This window comes from Collimonas sp. OK412 (assembly GCF_900112135.1).
Lineage (GTDB): Bacteria > Pseudomonadota > Gammaproteobacteria > Burkholderiales > Burkholderiaceae_D > Collimonas > Collimonas rhizosphaerae.
Window position 1 is genome coordinate 273,051 of the sequence record NZ_FOLC01000001.1, and the last position, 19,379, is coordinate 292,429.

Genomic DNA, 19,379 nt, shown 5'->3' on the forward strand with positions numbered 1-19,379 from the left:
TATGAATAAAAAAATATTTGCACTGGCTATCGCCGGCATCCTGGTGCTGCTGGCGTTTCCCCAGGTTTTTCCGAATCCGTATTACATCCACCTGGCTGAAACCATCCTGATCTACGCCATCCTGCTGTTCGGGCTGGATATCGTGGTCGGCTACACCGGCCAGGTTTCGCTGGGACATGCCGGCCTGTTCGGCATCGGTTCCTACACGACCGGCGTGCTGGTGTTCAAGCTCGGCTGGCCGTTCCTGGTTGCGGCCCCGGCCAGCCTGGCGGTGACCGCCATCTTCGGCGCCGTCCTGGCGCTGCCCGCGCTGCGGGTGACCGGGCCTTACCTGGCCATGGTCACGCTGGCGTTCGGCACCATCATCCAGATCCTGATCAATGAGATGAGCTTCCTGACGGAAGGGCCGATGGGGATCAAGCTGAACAAGCCGAGCTTCTTCGGCCATCGCCTCGACGAGGTGGAGTATTTTTACCTGGTGGCGGCGCTGATGGTGTTGTCGCTGATCGTCGTGCACCGGATCCTCAAGTCGCACCTGGGGCGCGCCTTCCAGGCGCTGCGCGATAGCCCGATCGCTTCCGATTGCATGGGGGTTTCGGTGTATCGCTACAAGGTGTACGCGTTTGTGATCAGCGCCGCGCTGGCTGGCCTGGCGGGCAGCCTGTATGCGTATTCGGAGGAATACATTTCGCCGAATACCTATAACTTCGAACTGACTATCCTGTTCCTGCTGGCGGTCATCATGGGCGGGCGCAAGAGCCGCACCGGCTCGTTGATCGGGGCCTTGATCGTGGTCATGCTGCCGAGCCTGCTGGCGGATATTGAACTGTTCCGCCAGATCGCCACGGCTGCTGCCGTGATCGCAGTGCTGGCGACCGCTTTCCTGCTCTGGAAAAAACGCATGACCTTGCGCGAAGTGGCGGTGCCGGTGGTGGCGACGGTCGGCATGGCGGTGTTTTCCTATAAGCTGGAAAGCATCACCGACTGGCGTTTGACGGTGTTTGGACTGATGACGCTGTTTGTCGTGTATTACCTGCAGGACGGCATCGTCGGTTTTGCCCGCAGCCTGCTGGGCCAGAGGATACCTGCCCGCAGCGAACCGGCCAGCGTGGCCGCCAGTCCTGAGCAGGCGTGGGCTTCGGCCGGCGGTAGCGTTGCCGCCGGCGCCACCTTGCTGAGCGGCCAGAAGATATTGATGCAGTTCGGCGGCCTCAAGGCGCTCAACGACGTCAACCTGGATATCGTCAAAGGCAGCGTGCATGGCTTGATCGGGCCGAACGGTTCGGGCAAGAGCACCATGATGAATGTGCTGACCGGCATCTACAAGCCGACTGCCGGCAAGGTTGAATTCAACGGCAAGACCATTTCCGGTTCGACGCCGGCGGCCATAGCGCTGGGCGGCGTCGCCCGCACTTTCCAGAACGTGCAGCTGTTCGGTGAAATGACCGCCACTGAAAACGTGCTGGTCGGCCTGCACCACACCTTCCGCAGCAATGTGCTGGACGTGATCTTCCATACCCCGCGGTACCGGCGCGAGGAACTGGCGGCGCGCCAGCGTGCCGCCGGCATCTTGCAGTTCGTCGGGCTGAGCGGGCTGGCGGCCGAAGAGGCGCGCAACCTGCCTTACGGCAAGCAGCGCCTGCTGGAGATCGGCCGCGCGCTCGGGCTGAATCCGGAACTGCTGCTGCTGGACGAACCGGCGGCGGGATTGACCGCGCCCGACATCAAGGAACTGATCGCGATCATCCACAAGATCCGGCAGCACGGCATCACGATCATCCTGATCGAACATCACATGGATGTCGTCATGTCGATTTCCGATACCGTGACGGTGCTGGACTTCGGCCAGAAAATCGCCGAAGGCAAGCCGGCCTCGGTGCAAAGCGATCCCAAGGTGATTGAAGCCTATCTCGGCGGCACCGCCGGCGAAGCCGCTGACGATGCCGGCAGCGCGCCGTCCACTTCCAACGCAGCGGGGTCATAAGATGCTCACGATTTCCAATTTGCATGCAGCGTATGGCAAGGTTGAAGTACTGCACGGCATTTCACTGGAGGTGCCGAAAGGCAAGGTGGTAACGCTGATCGGCTCCAACGGCGCCGGCAAGACCACCACCATGCGCGCCATCTCAGGCATGATCAAGGCCAAGTCCGGCAACGTCACCCTGGCCGGGGTCGACGTTACCGGCCTGCCGTCGCACAAGATAGCGCGTGCCGGCCTGGCGCATTCGCCGGAAGGGCGCCGCGTGTTCGCCACCATGAGCGTGGTCGACAACCTGCTGCTGGGCGCATTCCCGCGGTTCACCCGCTTGCGTCCACGCGGCGACATCAAGCACGACCTGGAACAGGCGCTGGAACTGTTTCCACGCCTGAAAGAACGCCAGGGCCAGCTGGCCGGCACCTTGTCCGGCGGCGAGCAGCAGATGCTGGCGATGGCGCGCGCGGTCATGCTCAATCCGGAAGTGATCCTGCTGGACGAGCCCTCGATGGGCCTGGCGCCGATCCTGGTGGAAGAAGTGTTCCGCATCATTTCCCGACTCAAGGAGCAGGGCGTGACGATGCTGCTGGTCGAGCAGTTTGCCGCCGCGGCGCTGAATGTCGCCGATTACGGTTATGTGCTGGAGAATGGGCGGATTTCAGTGCACGGGCCGGCGCAGAAGCTGAAAAACGATCCTGCGGTCAAGGCGGCGTACCTGGGTGGCGGGCAGCACTGATCTATCCTTATTTGTTGGTTTTTGGAAAGTATTTGTTGCAATAAACTGCTTAACAACGATTAATTTTCATCAAATAGGCACAAAAGACGGACCTGTGACCAGGGTTTAGTTTTCTACAGTGTTCCGAACGTGAGAATCTGGCAATACCGTGATGCAGCTCATGCATAAAGCGGTCAACCATGTTTTCCACTTCGGAGCACTCAAATGAAACAAGACCACACAATCAGTACCTCCAGCCGTCTCGCAGGAGGGAAATTCATCCCGTCGTCCGTGCCGACAGCCGCACTGCCTGAGGAGCGCCTTCCATTCACCGTCAGGATCGTCAGCGACGAGCAGGCTTTGCAGAAGGCCGTGGGGATTCGCCATGCAGCATACAGCCGGCACCTGCCTGAGCTGGCGCAAAACCTGCTCCGGTTCGAGCAGGCCGATCTTGCGCAGGATACCATCGTGCTGCTGGCTGAGTCGAAGCTTGACGGCTCGTCTTTGGGCACCATGCGTATTCAGACCAATCGTTTCCGGCCCCTGGGGCTGGAGCAGTCGGTGACTTTGCCGGACTGGCTGCAAGGCCGCAGCCTGGCTGAGGCGACACGGCTAGGTGTAACCTCCAGCCAGATCGGCAAGATCGTCAAGACCTTGCTGTTCAAGGCTTATTTTTTATATTGCGTCGAGAATGCTATCGACTGGATGGTGATTACTGCACGCTCCCCATTGGACCGTCAATATGACGCCTTGTTGTTCCGGGATGTCTTCGCGGGGGCTGAATTCATCCCGATGCTCCATGTCGGCAATTTGCCGCACCGAGTCATGGCGTTCGAGGTCGCCACTGCCCGCGAACGTTGGGCTGCCGCCTGCCATCCTCTGTTTGGGCTGGTGTTCGAGATGCAGCATCCTGACCTGATTCTCGAGCCGCCTCCCAATGTGCTGGCGAATCAATTCACTTCCCGCGACAGCTTGGCGAAAGAGCGGACGGCCTTGCCGAAATAGGCGTTTAATCTGGTGTTGATGCAACTTGATATTGAGAGGGTATTATTGTTTGTTTAAAAGGAATATTGTGTCTTTTTTACAGTACAGTAGAACCCTCTCACTCTACGGATACGATGTCTATGTGGCTATTCCATGCCGATACGTCGAAAAGCTTTAATCAAAACCTGAAGCCTCAAGACTGGGCGGTGTTTTATTTTTCGGTCGTATTGGTGCCTGTGCTGGTTATCGTGTTTACGATCATCGCCTTCGCTACGCTCAACAGCCGCTTCGGTCATAGCGATCCGAGCCCGTCGCCATTCCATGTATTGAGCGATCCCGGACAGCGCTTGCAGCCGGCGCAGGCGTTCCAGGCGCTGGCGGCAACGCCGTTGCTGACCTACAGCAATACACAATTGCAAGAGACGCCGTTCTGGTTTTCATTTTTGGTGCCGGCAGCTGCGGATCCGGGGCTGACCGAGGTTGAGCTGCCTTCGCGCCATGCCCAGCAGGTGAGCTGCTGGGCGGGAGCCGGCGAACGTTTGCTGGGGACTGCCAGCCGCGACCGGGTAGACGGCCAGATGAAAGCCGAAAAAACCGGTTTCGTCTTGTCGCTGGCGCCCGCCGCGCTGCCGCTCAACGTGCTGTGCAAGGGCGTGTTTTCCGGTCCGGCGCGCATCACGGTGCGGCAATGGACGCATCCCGATTTCGTGCAGTCGCAGAAGGAATTTTATCGCGGCATAGGCCTGATGGAAGGCGGGCTGCTGACGTTGACCCTGTTCGTGCTGGTGGCGGCGCTGATCAACCGCGAGTGGATGTATGTATTGTTCGCGGTCTGGCTGCTGGGCAATTTGCGCCTTGGCGCCAATGCCATGGGCTGGGATGTGCACTGGCTGATATGGACTATCCCGAACCAATGGCTGCCCTGGGTCCGCAAGCTCACGTTCGCTACCTACTACATCATCACATTCACCTTGTTCGGCCGCCTGTTCCAGAATGAACTGAAGCAGATCGGCTATGTTTTCCTGCAAAACGTGTTGCGCTGGATGGGACTGGCCCTGCTGGTCGCCGCCATGCTGCTGTCGTACCAGCGCTTTCTTCCGGTCTTGTGGTTATGGACCGTGGTCGGCATCGTTATCCTGGTGTTCCTGCTGGCGCGCATCGTCTGGAAGGCGCGTACCCGGGCGGTGCTCTGGTATTGCGCGTCGATGTTCGTGGTGCTGTTTACGCGGGTCGATGAAGTCGTGGCCGCCGCGTTCGGCATCAAGACGCTGGATGAAGTACCGAATAATGTGATCGTAGCTTTGCTGTCGAGCCTGATGGCGTCGTTTGCCTTCGCCGAACAGATGCGCGCCGGCAAGCGCGAACTGGCGATGGTCCAGGCCGAATTGCGGACCACTTATGAAGTTACGCCGGTCGGTTTGTTTACCCTGGCCGCCGACGGCAGTTTTGTGCGCACCAATCCCGCCCTCGAAAAAATCCTGGGCCACGATCCCGCCGCCGAATCGGTAAAAAAATTCGACGATTATTTTGAAGCCGGCGCGCGCGAAAAATTGCTGCGTATCGGTTCCGGCAGCGGCGGCAACGAGGCGGAGTTGCGCGGCGTCGCTGACGCCAGCGGCCGCAGCAGTTTCTACCTGGTGACAGCCACTTTCGCCAACGGCCGCATCGAAGGATCGCTGCAGGACATTACCGACCGCTCCCAGGCGGTCGAGCGTCTGCGGTTTTTTGCCGAGCACGATCCGCTGACCGGCGTCCTCAACCGGCGCGGCATCGAAATCATGCTGGAGCAGGCGATCGAGCGCCAGGCCGGCGACAGGCCGCTGGCCTTGGCTTATCTTGACCTTGACCGCTTCAAGCTGATCAACGACCTGTTCGGCCACCAGTCCGGCGACGAGGTTCTGAAACAGCTATGTTTCCGGGTGCAGCAGCTGCTGGACGGCGACTGCCATATCGGCCGCATCGGCGGCGACGAATTCATCATCCTGTTCCGGGACGTCGAGATCGGCGCGGCAACCGCCATCTGCAGCAAGATCATCCAGAAAATCAGCTACCAGTCGTATAACATCGGCGCTCGCGCATTCCAGGTAAAGGGGTCGATAGGACTGATTGAAGTCGATGCCGGCATGCGCGTGCAAGACGCCATCTCTGCCGCCGACCGCGCCTGCCGCGAAGCCAAGCGGGCCCACAACGAACATATCGTGGTGTACCAGAAAAATGCGCCGGTGTTCCGCGAGCGGCTGGAAGAACTGAGCCTGATCGAAAGGCTGGGCGGCGAATTCCTGCCGGTCGGCCTGTTTGTCGAGATGCAGCCGATCATGTCGCTGCGCGAACCGGAAGCCTCGCTCAATTTTGAGGTGTTGCTGCGGCTGCGCGACGCCGACAACAAGGTAGTGCCGGCCACCAAGGTGATCGCGGCGGCGGAAGAAAACGGCAACATCGCCGTGATCGACCGCTGGGTCATGAGCACGGTGCTGGAGTGGCTGGCGCAGCACCAGGCGCAACTGCCGCTGACAAAATTCGTTTGCGTGAATTTGAGCGGAGCCTCGCTCAACGACGAAAAATTCATCCAGGATATTTTTGTGATACTCGGCAGGCATCCGCAAGTGGTGCCGATGTTATGCATCGAAATCACGGAAAGCGTGGCGCTGCATGACCTGGAGCATACCAGCCGTATCATCCAGCGCTTGCAGGCGTTGGGCGCCAAGATCGCGCTGGACGATTTCGGCGCCGGCTATACCTCGTTTACCTATCTGAAGAGCTTGTCGGCCGATGCCTTGAAAATAGACGGCGCCTTCATCCAAAGCATGAACCAGCATCCGGCCAACGAAGCGATCGTTGAAGCCATCGTTGAGCTGGCGCGCAACCTGGGCATGAAGAGCATCGCCGAATGGGTGGAGGACTGCGCCATGATCGAAGCGCTGGCGAAGCTGGGCGTCGACTATGTGCAAGGTTACGTAGTGGCCAAGCCGCAGTCGCCGCAAGCGATACTGGAAGCCAGTTCCGCCGCCAGCTTCATCACCGATCCGGCCCTGGCGCGTTTCGTGGCGAGCCGGCGGGTCGATGGCCGGCCGTGGGTTGAAGCAGGAGATGGCTTTCCGCCCTCGGGTTTGCATTAAGCGGCAAGACGCCGATGTTATGATTACAATTTTCATGAAGTATCTATGAACGCTGCAATCTCCGGTTTTTCCCTCGGCCTTTCGCTTATCCTCGCCATCGGCGCACAAAATGCCTTTGTCCTCAAACAGGGACTCAAGCGCGAACATGTTTTCCTGGTCTGCCTGACTTGCGCGGCGTCCGACGCCGTCCTGATACTGCTGGGCGTGATGGGCCTGGGCATCATCATCGAGCAGGCGCCATGGCTGATGCCCATCATGCGCTACGGCGGCGCGGCTTTCCTTTTGGTGTATGGCGCCAGGAGCTTCATCGCCGCCTGGCGCTCGTCGGACGTGCTGCTGCAGGCCGCGCATGTGAAAGGAGCGCTGCTGCCGACTTTGCTGACCTGCGCTGCGCTGACCTGGCTCAATCCGCACGTTTACCTGGATACGGTGCTGCTGATCGGTTCGATCTCGACCCAGTTTCCCGAGCAAAAAGGCTTGTTCGCCGCAGGCGCGATGCTGTCGTCGTTTGTCTTCTTTTTCTCACTGGGGTATGCCGCCGCCTGGCTCCGGCCGATCTTCGCCAGGCCGATGTCGTGGCGCGTGCTGGAAGTCATCGTCGGCATCACGATGTGGGCCATCGCCTACAAGCTGCTGAGCGAATAGGCTTGCCGGCCGGCCGCGCAGGTAAAATAGCGGCTGGCGCCGGGATTGCGCCATTTATTCATTACCGGACAAAGAACATCATGAGCGCGACACTGAAACACATCGTATTCTGGAAATTGAAAGAGCATGCCGAAGGCGCCGACAAGGCCAGCAACGCCTTGCAGCTGAAAGCCTTGCTGGACAGCTGCGCCGGCATCGTGCCAGGCATGCTCAGGTTCGAAGCTGCAATCGCCCAGCCCGGGCTGGAGGCGACTTACGACGTGGTGCTCAATTCCGAGTTCGCCTCGGCGGCGGCGCTGGAGGCTTACCAGAACCATCCGACCCATGTGGCGATCAAGCCTTTTGTCGGCGCAGTGCGGGAATCGCGCCAATGCATGGATTACCTGAGCTGACCGGCGGCCATGTTTCCTTCCCATGTTTTTCCTATCGATAATCCCTTCCTGACCTACCTCGGCGTCGAGTTCGTGGCGATGGGCGAGGGCGCGGCCGAATTGGCCTTGACCTTGCAGCCGCATCACATGAACAGCTGGCAAGTGACCCACGGCGGCGTGTCGATGACCATGCTGGACGTGGTCATGGCCCTGGCCGGCCGTTCGCTCTATCCGCAGGCGGAAGCGGCGGTCACGGTGGAAATGAAAACCAGCTTCCTGCAACCTGCCGGGCAAACCGGCGCGCGTATTGTCGCCAAGGGCCGCGCTTTCCATCGTTCCACCACCATGTGTTTTTGCGACGCCGAGCTGTGGCACGGCGAGCAGCTGGTGGCGAAGGCGATGGGTACATTCAAATATCTCAGGCACCATCGCGCTGCACTGAAAATCAAGGCGGGCTGAGGCAGGCATGAACAATAAAGACATGAAAATTCATCTGACGGTGGACGTCTGGGCGGCGCAGAAAACCGACGCCCGCGCAGTGCGTTTCGACGTCTTCGTGATTGAACAGAAGATCCCGGTCGAACTGGAGTGGGACGACATGGACGAGCACTGCCTGCATGCCGTCGCCTATGACGCGGCCGGCCATGCCATCGGCACCGGCCGCCTGCTGCCGGACGGCCACATCGGCCGCATGGCGGTGCGTGCAGCCGGGCGCGGCAAGGGGGTAGGCGCCGCCATCCTGAAAGCTTTGATGGCCCAGGCGCGGCAGCGCGGCGACGCCGAGGTGGTGTTGAATGCCCAGACCCAGGCCGAAGCGTTTTACGGACGCTACGGGTTCAGCCGCGACGGCGAGGAATATGACGAAGCCGGGATTGCGCACATCTGCATGCGCCACGTATTTAGCTGAACAGTCACCAGCTCGGCGCGTCGCTGCCTAACGGCACGGACGGCCGGCTCCAGTGCGCCGGCGTCAGCGACAGCTTTCCTGCATGGCTCACGGCGGTCAGGCGGCCAAAGCCGGAAGCGCTGTGCTCCAGCAGATCCTGGATCTGCTCGAATTCGATATCAGCCGTCGCCAGCCCATTCTCGATCCGTCCAAGCTGGCGCAGCCAATGGCCGGTCTGCGCCAGCGATATCCGCACATGCCAGCTGCCGCCCTCGGTGACGCGGCGCGCCAGCGCCGTGATGGCGCCGGCTGCCATCAGATAACCGGCGGCATGGTCCAGCACCTGCATCGGCAGCGGTTTCGGTTTGTCGCTGTGCGCGGCCTGCGCTTCGGCGTGGTTGAAGCCGCTGGCGGTCTGCACCAGCGAATCGAAACCGCGGCGTTCGGCCCACGGTCCGGCATGGCCATACGCCGACAGCGATACATAGACGATGCCCGGATGTTTTTTTGCCGCCGCTTCGGGGCCAAACCCCAAGGCGTCGAGGCCGCCCGGACGGTAGCCTTGCACGAAAATATCGGTGTCGTGCAGCAGGCGGCTCAGGATGCGATGATCGTCGGCCTGGCGCAAGTCGAGCTGGCATGAGCGTTTGCCGCGTCCGGTGTCGATCACCAGCGGCCCGATCGCCGGCAGTTGCGGCGCCGTCACCAGCATGACGTCGGCGCCATGCGCGGCCAGCGTGCGGCCGCAGACCGGTCCGGCGATGATGCGGGTCAGGTCGAGCACGCGCACGCCGTCCAGCGGCCGCTGCGCGACCGGCGCCGGCAGCGCGCGCGGCGGCGCATCGCCGATCTTTTCTATGGTCAGCAGCGGCAGTGCCTGCACCGCCTGTCCTTGCGGATGGCGGTCCCATTCCTCGAACGAACGCATGGCGGTGACTACCAGGCCGGTAGCGGCCGCGGCTTCCTCGAAATCCTCCGCGCTCCAGCTTTGCAGTGCCTGCTGCACGCTCTCGACCGTATGCTGGCATTGCAGCAGCCTGAGCACGCCGTCGCGGTGATGCGGGAAATTGGTGTGCAGGCGCAGCCATTTGCCGTCGCCGCAGCGATAGGTGCCGGCGATCTTGTCCCAGATTTCGTCGCTGCGGACATCGTTGACCCGGAAATAGCGTTCGCTCCGGAACTCGGCCGCGGCGTGGCGCATGTCGACACTGACCTGTTGCTGCTGCTGGCTGCGCAAGTACCACAGCTGCGCAGCCGACAAGGCCGCCGCCGCAATGCTGGCCTGGGCCGCGGTGCCGACTGCGAACGACGATGGCAGCACCGGGTCGCTGCCGCTCAGCGACAGCTGCGACAGCGCACCCTGCGGCTGGCCGAGGGTGCGCCACAGCTGCTGTACGACATCAGATGGGGCCAGCGCCGCTGGCGATGAGTTCGGACTGGATGGCGACAACATGTTCTGCTCCTGTATTAGCGACGCGCGGCCCCGCCGGACATGTCAGCGCGAACAGCGGGATTCAGACGGCGATGAAGTATGCGTGTGTATTTGCGAAGAAGGGCAAAACGGCGGCGCCACTCTTTCATGCAGCATGGCGCTGCCGTTGGCCTTGATCCTGACCAGGGTCGAAGCGCGCGTGCCGTAGTCCGGAGACTGGATAAATACCGCCGACAACACGCGCTCCAGTTCGATGCCGACGCCGGTGGACGGCAAGCGGCAGTCGCCGGCGCGGGTGGTGTCGCTCAGCATGTCGAAGAAACAGGCGTCGGGCGCTCCCTGGCACAGCAGGCTGGCGAACTGCGCCTTGGTGCGGACCACCTTGGGCCAGCAGCCGTCCAGCGAAGCGTTCGACAGGCCGTAGATGCCGGCCGACAGAGGCTGGCCGTTGCGGACGTCTTCTTGGTGCTTGTTCGAAAACCAGATCAGTTCCTTGCCATCGCCGACCAGCAGGTTGAAGCCGTTGTATTTTTCCGCATCGCCGGAAATTCCGGCAATGTACTCAGCCGCCGTCTTTTGGCCGCCGAGGAAATCCGACACCAGCGTGCCGCGGGTGGGCGCATCGGTGCGCCGTTCCGCCGGCGCGCGTACATTGGTGATGGCGGCAAAACGGCCGCTGCGGGTGATGCCGATCCAGGTGCCGCCGTCCTGCAGGTCGCGGCCGGCGTAGATGCCGGGCCGGTCTTCCCACCAGCCGGCGGGCGCGGTCGGGCGCGCATAGAATTCATCGCGGTTGGCGGCGGCTATCAGAGGGGAGCCAGGAATCACTTGCCACGCAAAAACGATCAAGCACATGATGAAATATTCACAAAAAATTCAGTATGACGGGGACCATCGATCAAGGCGGCGAGGCCATGCTCGGCAACCGCCTGATCGATAATTTTCGTAAAATCCGGCGGCACCGAAGAATACACCTCCATCCAGGTGTGATGTTCATCCTTGATTTCGGGACTACGTTTGAGGGCGGTGGCGATCTGGTATTGCAGCGACAGCCCGGCTTGCATTTTCGCTGCCGCCTGGTCGAACTGCTGAGCGTTGCCGGCGGCCACGCGGTAATAGATGTAGAGATCGGAGCTCATCTTGCGCTTACGCCGGCAGTTCAGCGTCAGTGACGTCGACGATGGAGTAGGGCAGCGCCTGGAACTGCAGTTGCGCGCCGCTGGCCGAGCCCAGGTGGACCGTGCCGTTTTCCAAGGCTGCCAGCTTGATCTCCAGCAGGCAGCGGCTGCTGCCGGCGCTGTCGGCTTCGGCGTTGACGACCATGCCGCAGGGCTGGTCCGGATCGGCGCTGGAAAAGACTTCGGCGCCGGCGGCGATGCCGGTCGCGGCGACGCTGGCCAGCACCGCGCGGCGCTTGAGCTTGCCCAGGTACTGGCTGCGCGCGACAATTTCCTGTCCCGGATAGCAGCCTTTCTTGAAATTGACGCCGCCGATCACTTCAAAATTGATCATTTGCGGCACAAACTGTTCTTGCGTCGGCAACGTGATTTGCGCCACGCCGGCCAGGATATCGCCCAGGCGCCAGGCTGACGCGGCAACCGGCTGCAAGCTCTTGCTCAGCTGCGGCCAGGCGGCGATTGCGTGCGCGGGACTGGCGATCCATTGATAACGTGGGGCGGAACCTGCATCGGCGACCCGGATCAACGTGCCGTGCTGGTTGTCGATCTTGGCATAGGGTTCAGCCGGCAGAGCAGGGAACCAGGGCGCCAGCGCGGCGCCGGCGGCATTGCCGGCCAGGCCGAGGATGACTTGCGCATCGGACACGTCGGCCAGCTTGGCCTTGGCGCGCATGACAAACATCTGCAGGCGCTTCTGGATCGCCGCCTGCAAGCTGCGCGGCAACTGCAGCAGGATGCTGTCGCCGTTCTTCCACATCAGGAAGGTTGCCAGCAAGCGTCCTTTCGGCGAGCAATAGCCGGCCAGCCGGGCTTGTCCGGCAGCAAGGTTCTGGACATCGTTGGTCAGCTGTGTGTGCAGGAAACCGGCGGCGTCTTCGCCGGTGAGCGCGATCAGGCCCAGGTCGGCCAGCGGCGCCACGAAGGATGCGCCGGCAGTTGCCGTCGCAGGAAGCGCATCGAATGCTTGCTGCTGTGAAAAATCCAGCCAGGTACTTGTTATTTCATTCATAAATTGTAGGCATTCCCTAAACAGCGATTATCATATTGGGTTGATTATAGAGTTGTCGCAAAAAAAGCGTTGGAGTCGGCCAATTTTGCGAGATGCATGAAAACCATTCGGAGCGGACCGGTCTTGTTTAAAAAACTATTGTTGAGCGTGATCTTGCTGGGCGGAGCGGTCGCCGGCGGCGTGGCTTACTGGGCGCAGCAAGCGATTTTCGAAGCCGGTCCGGTGCGGCCGTTCACCATCAAGCCGGGCAGCACCCTGGCAAGTTCGGCGCAGCAGATTGACGAAGCCGGGGTGGGCGTCAATCCCCAACTGCTGGAATTGCTGGCAAGGGCGACCGGCAAGGGCGGCAAGCTGAAAGCCGGCAGTTACGAGCTGAAGCCTGGCACTACGCCGCTGCGCCTGATAACGCAGCTGGTGCGCGGCGAGTTTGCGCAGGAATCGCTGACCGTGATCGAAGGCTGGACATTTCGCCAGATGCGCCAGGCGGTAGCAGCGCAGCCAGCGCTGAAACACGACACAGCGGCGCTGTCCGATGCCGAACTGCTGGCAAAAATCACGCCCGACTTCAGCACGCCGGAAGGATTGTTCTTTCCTGACACTTATCTGTTTGCCAAAGGATCGAGCGACCTGCAGGTATACAAGCAGGCGCACGGCCTGCTGATCAAGCGCCTTAACCAGAGCTGGGAGGGGCGCGACGCTGCGCTGCCTTACAAGACGCCGTATGAAGCCCTGATCATGGCTTCGATCGTGGAAAAGGAGACCGGCAGGCGCGCAGACCGCAGCACGATTGCCGGCGTATTCATCAACCGCCTCAAGATCGGCATGCTGCTGCAGACCGATCCGACCGTGATCTACGGCATGGGCGAGCTATACCAGGGCGCCATCCGCAAGCGCGACCTGACCACCGATACGCCTTACAACACATACACTCGCGCCGGCTTGCCGCCGACGCCGATCGCCTTGCCCGGCGCGGAGTCGATCAGCGCGGCGATGCATCCGGCGCAGACCGACGCCCTGTATTTTGTCGCCAGGGGCGACGGCAGCAGCCATTTCTCGAACAACCTGGGCGAACATAACCAGGCGGTCAATCAATATCAGCGATAATCGGGATATTCGGCAATCCAACAGACAAGGCAATGGCAAAATTCATCACATTTGAAGGCATAGACGGCGCCGGCAAGTCGACCCACATCGGTTTTGTCGCCGACCTGCTGCGCGCGCAGGGCTTGCAGGTGGTTACCACCCGCGAGCCGGGCGGCACGGCGCTGGGCGAGGCGTTGCGCGAAGTATTGCTGCATCAGAAAATGCACCTGGAAACCGAAGCGATGCTGATGTTCGCCGCCCGCCGCGAGCACCTGGCGCAAGTGATAGAGCCGGCGCTGGCGCGCGGCGACTGGGTGATTTCAGACCGGTTTACCGACGCCTCTTTCGCCTACCAGGGCGGCGGCCGGCAATTGCCGCTGGCCAAGCTGGAAGCCCTGGAGCAATGGGTGCACCCGCATTTGCAGCCGGACCTGACCTTGCTGTTCGATGTGCCGCTGGAAGTGGCGCGGGCGCGCCTGGATGCGAGCCGCACGCTGGACAAGTTCGAGCAGGAAAAGGCCGCTTTCTTCGCCGCCACGCGCGCCGAATACCTGCGCCGCGCTGCGCAGTTTCCCGAGCGTTTCCGCATCATCGATGCGACCCGGACGATTGCTGAAGTCCAGCAGGAACTGACGCAAATCATTTCAAGCCTGTCAGGCAAGCAAAGCGGAAAGCAATGAGCAATTCCTTGTTCCCGTGGCAGGACGGCGTCTGGCAGCAGCTGCAGCAAATGCGTGCACGCCTGCCGCACGCGATCCTGTTCCATGGCGCCGAAGGCATAGGCAAGACCGCGTTCGCCGAGCAGTTCGCGCAGTCGCTGCTGTGCGAGCAGCCGCAGGCCGACGGCCATGCATGCGGCGTTTGCGGCTCCTGCGGCTGGTTCATGCAGTACAACCACCCCGATTACCGGCGCGTGCGGCCGGAAATCCTGGACGGCGAGGATGCGGCCGAGGGCGATGGCGCAGATGGCGAGGCCGGCGACGGCAAAAAGACCGCCAAGTCAGCCAAGGCGCCATCCAAGGAAATCAAGATCGACCAGATCCGCGCCTTGTCCGGCTTCATGAATATCTCCACCCACAGGCAGGGACAGCGGGTGGTCCTGCTGTATCCGGCGGAAGCGCTGAATACCGCTGCCGCCAACGCCTTGTTGAAGACGCTGGAAGAGCCGCCGCCGAATACGGTGTTCCTGCTCAGTTCGAACAGCCTGGACCGGCTGCTGCCGACCATCTTGTCGCGCTGTCGCAAATTCGCCATGCCGCTGCCGTCGCGCGAACAGGCCATGGCCTGGCTGCGGCAGCAGGAGGTCAAGGATGCCGATGTCTGGCTGGCCGAGCAGGGCGGCGCGCCGCTGACGGCTTATGCGCAGTCGCAAAGCGAAGGACGCGAGCTGATCGACGAGTTTTTGCAGCATTTGACCAGGCCCGGCATAGACGGCGCCCTGAAATGCGCCGAGCATTTGCAGAAAACCCCGGTCGCCGAGCTGGTGGCCTGGCAGCAGCGCTGGCTGTACGATCTGTTTTCCTTTAAATTAAGCGGCACAATCCGGTATTATCCTCGTTATGAAAAGGCGCTTGCAGGATTGGCCGCCAAAGTCGAAACCGGCGCCTTGCTGCGGGCGCTGAAAAGCAGCAACGAGCGCCGCGCAATCGCAGAACACCCGTTGTCGGCGCGTCTCTTCATTGAAGACATGCTGCTGGACTACGCCGCAATGTTTGCTTGAATTTTGCTTATAGGACGAAGATGGCTGAAAACACCACAATCCCGGCTGAACCGGTCAAACTAACCCGGCCATCGGTCTTGTCGCTGGTGATCAAGGAAAAATCGGCCTTGTATGCGGCATACATGCCGTTCCTGACCAACGGCGGCATCTTTGTGCCGACCAACAAGAGCTATCACCTGGGCGACGAGATCTACCTGATCCTGAGCCTGATGGACGACGGCACCAAATATCCGATCGCCGCCAAGGTGGCCTGGATCACGCCCAAGAACGCCAATAACAACAAGGCGCAAGGGGTAGGCGTGCATTTCCCGGACGACGACAGCGGCCAGCGCCTGCGCAAGCGGATCGAAGAAGTGCTCGGTTCGGCGCTCGGTTCTGCGCGTCCCACTCATACCTATTAAGGCTGGTCAAGCCAGCAGCATCTCGATGAACCAAACGAACTACAGTTTCAGGATCGCCGGCCAGCAGGATTTGCCGGCGATCGTTGCCATCTACAACAGCACCGTCGCCTCGCGCGAAGTCACCGCCGATACCGAACCGGTCACGGTCGCCTCGCGCCAAGCCTGGTTCGACCATCACAACGCCGAACGCCGGCCGCTGTGGGTGGTGGAACAGCAGGGCGCGGACGGCCAGCCGGCCATCCTGGGCTGGCTGTCGTATTCCGATTTCTATGGCCGCCCGGCTTATGCCGGCACCGCCGAGCTGTCGATCTATATCCATGAAGACGCGCGCGGCAAGGGCATGGGCCGCTATCTGCTGGGGCTGGCGATCGAGCGTGCCCCGAGCCTGGGCGTGCACACCTTGCTTGGTTTCGTTTTTGGCCACAACCAGCCTAGCCTGAAACTGTTCGATGCCTTCGGTTTCGAGCGCTGGGCCAATATGCCGCGCGTCGCCACGCTGGACGGCATCGAGCGCGACCTGGTGATCCTGGGCAAGCGCGTCGCCTGATCCGTTTTAGCTGCGGGTCCGACGTCAATTCCTGCCGGTGCTAAAGTACCGGCTTTCTCCTATCTTGTTTCGAGTTGCTCATGTCACGCACCCTGGTCCTGGCCTCCAATAACGCCGGTAAATTGAAAGAATTCAGCGCTTTGCTGGTGCAGATCGATTTCGAGGTCCGTCCGCAAGGCGAATTCGATGTTCCGGAAGCGGAAGAGCCGTACCTGACCTTTATCGAAAACGCCCTTGCCAAGGCACGCCACGCCTCCCGCCTGACCGGCTTGCCGGCGCTGGCCGACGACTCCGGCGTCTGCGTCAACGCCTTGGGCGGCGCGCCCGGTGTATTGTCGGCGCGTTACGCCGGCGAGCCGAAATCGGACGCGGAAAACAATCGCAAGCTGGTTGCCGACCTGGCGCCGCATGCCGACAAATCGGCCTATTATTATTGCGTGCTGGTGTTCGTGCGCCATGCCGACGATCCGCAGCCGGTGATCGCCGACGGCCGCTGGAACGGTGTCATCATCGATCAGCCGCGCGGCGCCGGCGGTTTCGGCTACGACCCGTATTTCCTGCTGCCGGAGCAGGGCAAGACCGCGGCTGAATTCAGCGCCGCCGAAAAAAACGCCGTCTCGCACCGCGGCCAGGCATTACGCGCGCTGGTAGAAAAATTACGATGATCCCGATCAAACCCATAGGCATGCCTGGACAGGCCAAGAGCCAGGCCGGCGACAAGCCGTCGGCAGCGGCCCAGGCGGCGCTGGCGTATCTGCAGCCGGGCGCGCTCAGCCTGAGCGCCTTGCCGCCGCTGTCCCTGTACATTCACTTCCCGTGGTGCGTGAAAAAATGCCCGTATTGCGATTTCAATTCGCATGAAGCCAAAGGCGGGTTTCCTGAAGAGGAATACCTGGCAGCCTTGCGCGCCGACCTGGAAGCGGCGCTGCCGCTGATCTGGGGCCGCAAGATCTACACGATCTTTATCGGCGGCGGTACGCCCAGCCTGATGTCGGCAGCCGGGTTGGACCGCCTGATGTCGGATGTGCGCTCCCTGCTGCCGCTGGACGGCGCAGCGGAAATCACGATGGAAGCCAATCCTGGCACCTTCGAGGTGGAAAAATTCAAGTCCTACCGCAACAGCGGCATCAACCGCCTGTCTATCGGGATCCAGAGCTTCAACGGCCGCCATTTGCAGGCCCTGGGCCGGATCCACGACGACGGCGAAGCGCGCCGCGCAGTCGAGATTGCCCATGCGACTTTCGATAATTTCAATCTCGACCTGATGTATGCCTTGCCGTCGCAAACGCTGGCAGAGGCACAGCAGGATGTGGCTACCGCCATCGGCTTTGCGCCGCCGCACCTGTCGCTCTACCACCTGACGCTGGAACCGAACACCTATTTCGCCAAGTATCCGCCGGCAGTGCCCGACGACGACGCCAGCGCCGAAATGCAAGACATGATCAGCGCCCACACCAGCGCCGCCGGTTATGGACATTACGAAGTGTCGGCCTACGCCCAGGCTGGCCGCCAAGCACGCCACAACCTGAACTACTGGCAGTTCGGCGACTATCTCGGCATCGGCGCCGGCGCCCACTCCAAATTGTCGTTCCCGCACCGCGTGATCCGCCAGATGCGCTACAAGCAGCCCAAGGCTTACCTGGAACACAGCCGGCTCGGCAATGTGGTGCAGGAAGAAACCGAAATCGGCCGCGACGACCTGGGTTTTGAGTTCATGCTCAATGCACTGCGCCTGAACAACGGTTTCGAGGTGAACCTGTTCAGCGAGCGCACCGGGCTGGCGCTCAACTCGATAGAGAAAACCCTGAACCAGGCCGAGGCCAAGGGCTTGCTGTACCGCGATCACAAGATCATCCGGCCGACCGAACTGGGGCGGCGCTTCCTGAATGATTTGCAGCAGGTGTTCCTGCTGGATTGAGCGGTTTTCCTCGTAAAGTCAGGCGAATTCCAGGAAAAAGCGTGTCCGGTATCGTTAATTTTCTGCAAAATGGGTATAATTACGACCTTCCCAGGAAGTGTGGCCGAGTGGTTGAAGGCACTAGTCTTGAAAACTAGCGACGGTTTATCCCGTTCGTGAGTTCGAATCTCACCGCTTCCGCCAGATCCAAGCAAAACGGCCCTTTGAGGGCCGTTTTGCTTTTCCGGCAAGTCCTTTGTCAAGTAATCGTTTCCGCATATTGAAGCACGCCAGGATATTTTTATTGTATTTATATTGCAACTGTTGTCTACTAATTTGGGTCCGACCTGATAAGTTATTTCAGTGAGAATCAAACATTGCCCGGTATGCTTCTGACCGAAATCGGCTGTGGATTCAACAGGTGGATGCAACGGGATGATGTACCGCGGTCATCACGCCACATACAAATTTTTTTTGTGCGCGAGCTAATTGCCATCGCGTTGGTTTTACTTTCTCACCTATTTGACGGTAGACCAGTCTGGTAATCTCTTCCTCGGTGTGACCAAGCAATTTACTTGCATCTGTGAGGCTCTCAATTTCGCTTGCTGCTTTCGGGCGGATATCCCGAATGAAATTCTCTGATGCGACCGGCTAGGTAGTCGTTGCCATCACTTATAGCCCGTTCCGCTGCCACCACCCTGGCATTGTCGAAGCGTGTGCGAAGCATCCATTTTTTGAGCGGTTCCTCCTCAGGCGTGCATATCAAATGCTGGGTGCGACATTGCACCTCACGGGCGACGATCCGGTCAAGCAGATCACCCAATTCAATCCGCTTGTCAGTTCCCTCAAGAATGATGTGCAACTTTTTCTTGATCTTCCCCTGTTTGACTTCGAGAAAGCCGCTTTGGATGTGCGGCATCAACATCCTGAGCGTATCCTTTTCTCGCGCGTAAGTACTGCGCGTTTTGACAGGTGCTCTAAAGAAATATTGAGAGTAGCCTCAAATCGCTGACTCAAATACGCAACAGCGTTTGCCGTATTAAAAAATCACATTCCGATTGATGTCAGCACAACAGTTTCCACCCTCAATCCTATTAAGAATGAAGGAGAAATAGCAATGACTCAACTTACTCTGTGGGGCAGCATCGAAAAAGACGGAACGATAGTCAGTGGATCCGGCGGCTTCAGCGTGAAGCGCGAGAGCACCGGCAATTATTCGATTTTGTTCAAAAACCAATTCACTGACAATCCGGCCATGACAGGCGCCCAGTGGGGATACGGAAGTGGGGAAAACACTTTGGATAATGTGATATTTCCTTCTTTGTCTGGTGGCGGTGCTACCGTTCAAACAGGTGATAGCGGGGGGCATTATACCGATAGAAATTTTAGTTTCATTGCCATCGGCGACATCACTTAGCCA

21 protein-coding genes and 1 tRNA gene are annotated in these 19,379 nt (G+C 60.4%); 17 read left to right on the forward strand and 5 right to left on the reverse strand.

What is annotated here, in order from left to right; translation table 11 throughout:
* The first annotated feature begins 1 nt into the window (after position 1).
* From BM062_RS01110 to BM062_RS01145, 8 genes are all read left to right on the forward strand, one after another.
* Positions 2-1,984 (forward strand): branched-chain amino acid ABC transporter ATP-binding protein/permease, encoded by a 1,983-nt coding sequence (locus BM062_RS01110; protein ID WP_092392202.1) that lies wholly within the window; start codon positions 2-4, stop codon positions 1,982-1,984.
* Position 1,985: 1 nt separating this feature from the next.
* On the forward strand, positions 1,986-2,711 hold the full coding sequence (locus tag BM062_RS01115) for an ABC transporter ATP-binding protein (protein ID WP_092392204.1): 726 nt from the start codon (positions 1,986-1,988) through the stop codon (positions 2,709-2,711).
* Positions 2,712-2,915: 204 nt separating this feature from the next.
* On the forward strand, positions 2,916-3,695 hold the full coding sequence (locus BM062_RS01120) for an N-acyl amino acid synthase FeeM domain-containing protein (RefSeq protein WP_092392206.1): 780 nt from the start codon (positions 2,916-2,918) through the stop codon (positions 3,693-3,695).
* Positions 3,696-3,808: 113 nt separating this feature from the next.
* Positions 3,809-6,790: a putative bifunctional diguanylate cyclase/phosphodiesterase gene (locus tag BM062_RS01125; RefSeq protein ID WP_254784850.1), complete on the forward strand. Its 2,982-nt coding sequence runs from the start codon at positions 3,809-3,811 to the stop codon at positions 6,788-6,790.
* A 45-nt stretch (positions 6,791-6,835) separates the two neighbouring features.
* Positions 6,836-7,435 (forward strand): LysE/ArgO family amino acid transporter, encoded by a 600-nt coding sequence (locus BM062_RS01130; RefSeq protein WP_092392210.1) that lies wholly within the window; start codon positions 6,836-6,838, stop codon positions 7,433-7,435.
* Positions 7,436-7,515: 80 nt separating this feature from the next.
* Complete coding sequence (locus BM062_RS01135) at positions 7,516-7,827, forward strand: Dabb family protein (protein WP_092392710.1); 312 nt, start codon at positions 7,516-7,518, stop codon at positions 7,825-7,827.
* 9 nt (positions 7,828-7,836) lie between these two features.
* Positions 7,837-8,265, forward strand: a complete 429-nt coding sequence (locus tag BM062_RS01140; protein ID WP_092392212.1) for a PaaI family thioesterase — start codon at positions 7,837-7,839, stop codon at positions 8,263-8,265.
* Positions 8,266-8,287: 22 nt separating this feature from the next.
* A complete protein-coding gene (locus tag BM062_RS01145; protein ID WP_175500856.1) occupies positions 8,288-8,713 on the forward strand; it encodes a GNAT family N-acetyltransferase in 426 nt (141 codons plus the stop codon).
* 4 nt (positions 8,714-8,717) lie between these two features.
* On the opposite strand, the gene BM062_RS01150 is transcribed toward BM062_RS01145, so the two are convergent.
* Genes BM062_RS01150 through BM062_RS01165 form a run of 4 tightly spaced genes read right to left on the reverse strand, consistent with a single transcriptional unit; the run spans position 8,718 to position 12,311 of the window.
* Positions 8,718-10,145 carry a CoA transferase gene (locus BM062_RS01150; protein WP_092392214.1) on the reverse strand — a complete coding sequence of 476 codons (1,428 nt, stop codon included), beginning with the start codon at positions 10,143-10,145 and terminating at the stop codon, positions 8,718-8,720.
* A gap of 42 nt (positions 10,146-10,187) precedes the next feature.
* Positions 10,188-10,979 (reverse strand): NRDE family protein, encoded by a 792-nt coding sequence (locus BM062_RS01155; RefSeq protein WP_092392216.1) that lies wholly within the window; start codon positions 10,977-10,979, stop codon positions 10,188-10,190.
* Positions 10,970-11,263 carry a DUF4936 family protein gene (locus BM062_RS01160; protein WP_092392218.1) on the reverse strand — a complete coding sequence of 98 codons (294 nt, stop codon included), beginning with the start codon at positions 11,261-11,263 and terminating at the stop codon, positions 10,970-10,972. Before BM062_RS01160 ends, BM062_RS01155 begins: the two co-directional genes overlap by 10 nt.
* Positions 11,264-11,270: 7 nt before the next feature.
* Positions 11,271-12,311: a CAF17-like 4Fe-4S cluster assembly/insertion protein YgfZ gene (locus BM062_RS01165; protein WP_092392220.1), complete on the reverse strand. Its 1,041-nt coding sequence runs from the start codon at positions 12,309-12,311 to the stop codon at positions 11,271-11,273.
* A gap of 96 nt (positions 12,312-12,407) precedes the next feature.
* On the opposite strand from BM062_RS01165, the gene mltG reads away from it, so the two are divergent.
* The 8 genes from mltG to BM062_RS01205 all read left to right on the forward strand — a co-directional run bounded on the left by mltG (position 12,408) and on the right by BM062_RS01205 (position 18,163).
* A complete protein-coding gene (gene mltG, locus BM062_RS01170) occupies positions 12,408-13,415 on the forward strand; it encodes an endolytic transglycosylase MltG (RefSeq protein WP_092392222.1) in 1,008 nt (335 codons plus the stop codon).
* Positions 13,416-13,447: 32 nt separating this feature from the next.
* Positions 13,448-14,074, forward strand: coding sequence for a dTMP kinase (tmk, locus tag BM062_RS01175; RefSeq protein WP_092392224.1), 627 nt, complete (start codon positions 13,448-13,450; stop codon positions 14,072-14,074).
* Entirely contained in the window at positions 14,071-15,114 is a 1,044-nt protein-coding gene (locus tag BM062_RS01180) for a DNA polymerase III subunit delta' (protein ID WP_092392226.1), read from the forward strand. Before tmk ends, BM062_RS01180 begins: the two co-directional genes overlap by 4 nt.
* Positions 15,115-15,134: 20 nt before the next feature.
* The gene (locus BM062_RS01185) at positions 15,135-15,515 is read left to right on the forward strand and encodes a PilZ domain-containing protein (RefSeq protein ID WP_092392228.1); all 381 of its coding nucleotides are present in this window, start codon (positions 15,135-15,137) and stop codon (positions 15,513-15,515) included.
* A gap of 25 nt (positions 15,516-15,540) precedes the next feature.
* Positions 15,541-16,062 (forward strand): GNAT family N-acetyltransferase, encoded by a 522-nt coding sequence (locus tag BM062_RS01190; protein ID WP_092392230.1) that lies wholly within the window; start codon positions 15,541-15,543, stop codon positions 16,060-16,062.
* Between the two features lie 80 nt (positions 16,063-16,142).
* Complete coding sequence (rdgB, locus tag BM062_RS01195) at positions 16,143-16,727, forward strand: RdgB/HAM1 family non-canonical purine NTP pyrophosphatase (RefSeq protein WP_092392232.1); 585 nt, start codon at positions 16,143-16,145, stop codon at positions 16,725-16,727.
* Positions 16,724-17,980 carry a radical SAM family heme chaperone HemW gene (hemW, locus tag BM062_RS01200; RefSeq protein WP_092392234.1) on the forward strand — a complete coding sequence of 419 codons (1,257 nt, stop codon included), beginning with the start codon at positions 16,724-16,726 and terminating at the stop codon, positions 17,978-17,980. The genes rdgB and hemW overlap by 4 nt, the downstream gene beginning before the upstream one ends.
* Before the next feature lie 93 nt (positions 17,981-18,073).
* A tRNA-Ser gene (locus tag BM062_RS01205) sits at positions 18,074-18,163 on the forward strand.
* A 388-nt stretch (positions 18,164-18,551) separates the two neighbouring features.
* On the opposite strand, the gene BM062_RS01210 is transcribed toward BM062_RS01205, so the two are convergent.
* A complete protein-coding gene (locus BM062_RS01210; RefSeq protein ID WP_139219960.1) occupies positions 18,552-18,878 on the reverse strand; it encodes a site-specific integrase in 327 nt (108 codons plus the stop codon).
* A 198-nt stretch (positions 18,879-19,076) separates the two neighbouring features.
* Here BM062_RS01210 and BM062_RS01215 point away from each other — a divergent pair, with 198 nt between their 5' ends.
* Positions 19,077-19,376, forward strand: coding sequence for a hypothetical protein (locus BM062_RS01215; RefSeq protein WP_254784851.1), 300 nt, complete (start codon positions 19,077-19,079; stop codon positions 19,374-19,376).
* The last annotated feature ends 3 nt before the right edge of the window (positions 19,377-19,379 follow it).

Excerpts from the sequence above, each read along its gene's own strand:
- BM062_RS01110 (WP_092392202.1), top strand. The coding sequence starts at position 2 with ATGAATAAAAAAATATTTGCACTGGCTATCGCCGGCATCCTGGTGCTG.
- BM062_RS01115 (WP_092392204.1), top strand. The coding sequence starts at position 1,986 with ATGCTCACGATTTCCAATTTGCATGCAGCGTATGGCAAGGTTGAAGTA.
- BM062_RS01120 (WP_092392206.1), top strand. The coding sequence starts at position 2,916 with ATGAAACAAGACCACACAATCAGTACCTCCAGCCGTCTCGCAGGAGGG.
- BM062_RS01125 (WP_254784850.1), top strand. The coding sequence starts at position 3,809 with ATGTCTATGTGGCTATTCCATGCCGATACGTCGAAAAGCTTTAATCAA.
- BM062_RS01130 (WP_092392210.1), top strand. The coding sequence starts at position 6,836 with ATGAACGCTGCAATCTCCGGTTTTTCCCTCGGCCTTTCGCTTATCCTC.
- BM062_RS01135 (WP_092392710.1), top strand. The coding sequence starts at position 7,516 with ATGAGCGCGACACTGAAACACATCGTATTCTGGAAATTGAAAGAGCAT.
- BM062_RS01140 (WP_092392212.1), top strand. The coding sequence starts at position 7,837 with ATGTTTCCTTCCCATGTTTTTCCTATCGATAATCCCTTCCTGACCTAC.
- BM062_RS01145 (WP_175500856.1), top strand. The coding sequence starts at position 8,288 with ATGAAAATTCATCTGACGGTGGACGTCTGGGCGGCGCAGAAAACCGAC.
- BM062_RS01150 (WP_092392214.1), bottom strand. The coding sequence starts at position 10,145 with ATGTTGTCGCCATCCAGTCCGAACTCATCGCCAGCGGCGCTGGCCCCA.
- BM062_RS01155 (WP_092392216.1), bottom strand. The coding sequence starts at position 10,979 with ATGTGCTTGATCGTTTTTGCGTGGCAAGTGATTCCTGGCTCCCCTCTG.
- BM062_RS01160 (WP_092392218.1), bottom strand. The coding sequence starts at position 11,263 with ATGAGCTCCGATCTCTACATCTATTACCGCGTGGCCGCCGGCAACGCT.
- BM062_RS01165 (WP_092392220.1), bottom strand. The coding sequence starts at position 12,311 with ATGAATGAAATAACAAGTACCTGGCTGGATTTTTCACAGCAGCAAGCA.
- mltG (WP_092392222.1), top strand. The coding sequence starts at position 12,408 with ATGAAAACCATTCGGAGCGGACCGGTCTTGTTTAAAAAACTATTGTTG.
- tmk (WP_092392224.1), top strand. The coding sequence starts at position 13,448 with ATGGCAAAATTCATCACATTTGAAGGCATAGACGGCGCCGGCAAGTCG.
- BM062_RS01180 (WP_092392226.1), top strand. The coding sequence starts at position 14,071 with ATGAGCAATTCCTTGTTCCCGTGGCAGGACGGCGTCTGGCAGCAGCTG.
- BM062_RS01185 (WP_092392228.1), top strand. The coding sequence starts at position 15,135 with ATGGCTGAAAACACCACAATCCCGGCTGAACCGGTCAAACTAACCCGG.
- BM062_RS01190 (WP_092392230.1), top strand. The coding sequence starts at position 15,541 with ATGAACCAAACGAACTACAGTTTCAGGATCGCCGGCCAGCAGGATTTG.
- rdgB (WP_092392232.1), top strand. The coding sequence starts at position 16,143 with ATGTCACGCACCCTGGTCCTGGCCTCCAATAACGCCGGTAAATTGAAA.
- hemW (WP_092392234.1), top strand. The coding sequence starts at position 16,724 with ATGATCCCGATCAAACCCATAGGCATGCCTGGACAGGCCAAGAGCCAG.
- BM062_RS01210 (WP_139219960.1), bottom strand. The coding sequence starts at position 18,878 with ATGCCGCACATCCAAAGCGGCTTTCTCGAAGTCAAACAGGGGAAGATC.
- BM062_RS01215 (WP_254784851.1), top strand. The coding sequence starts at position 19,077 with ATGACTCAACTTACTCTGTGGGGCAGCATCGAAAAAGACGGAACGATA.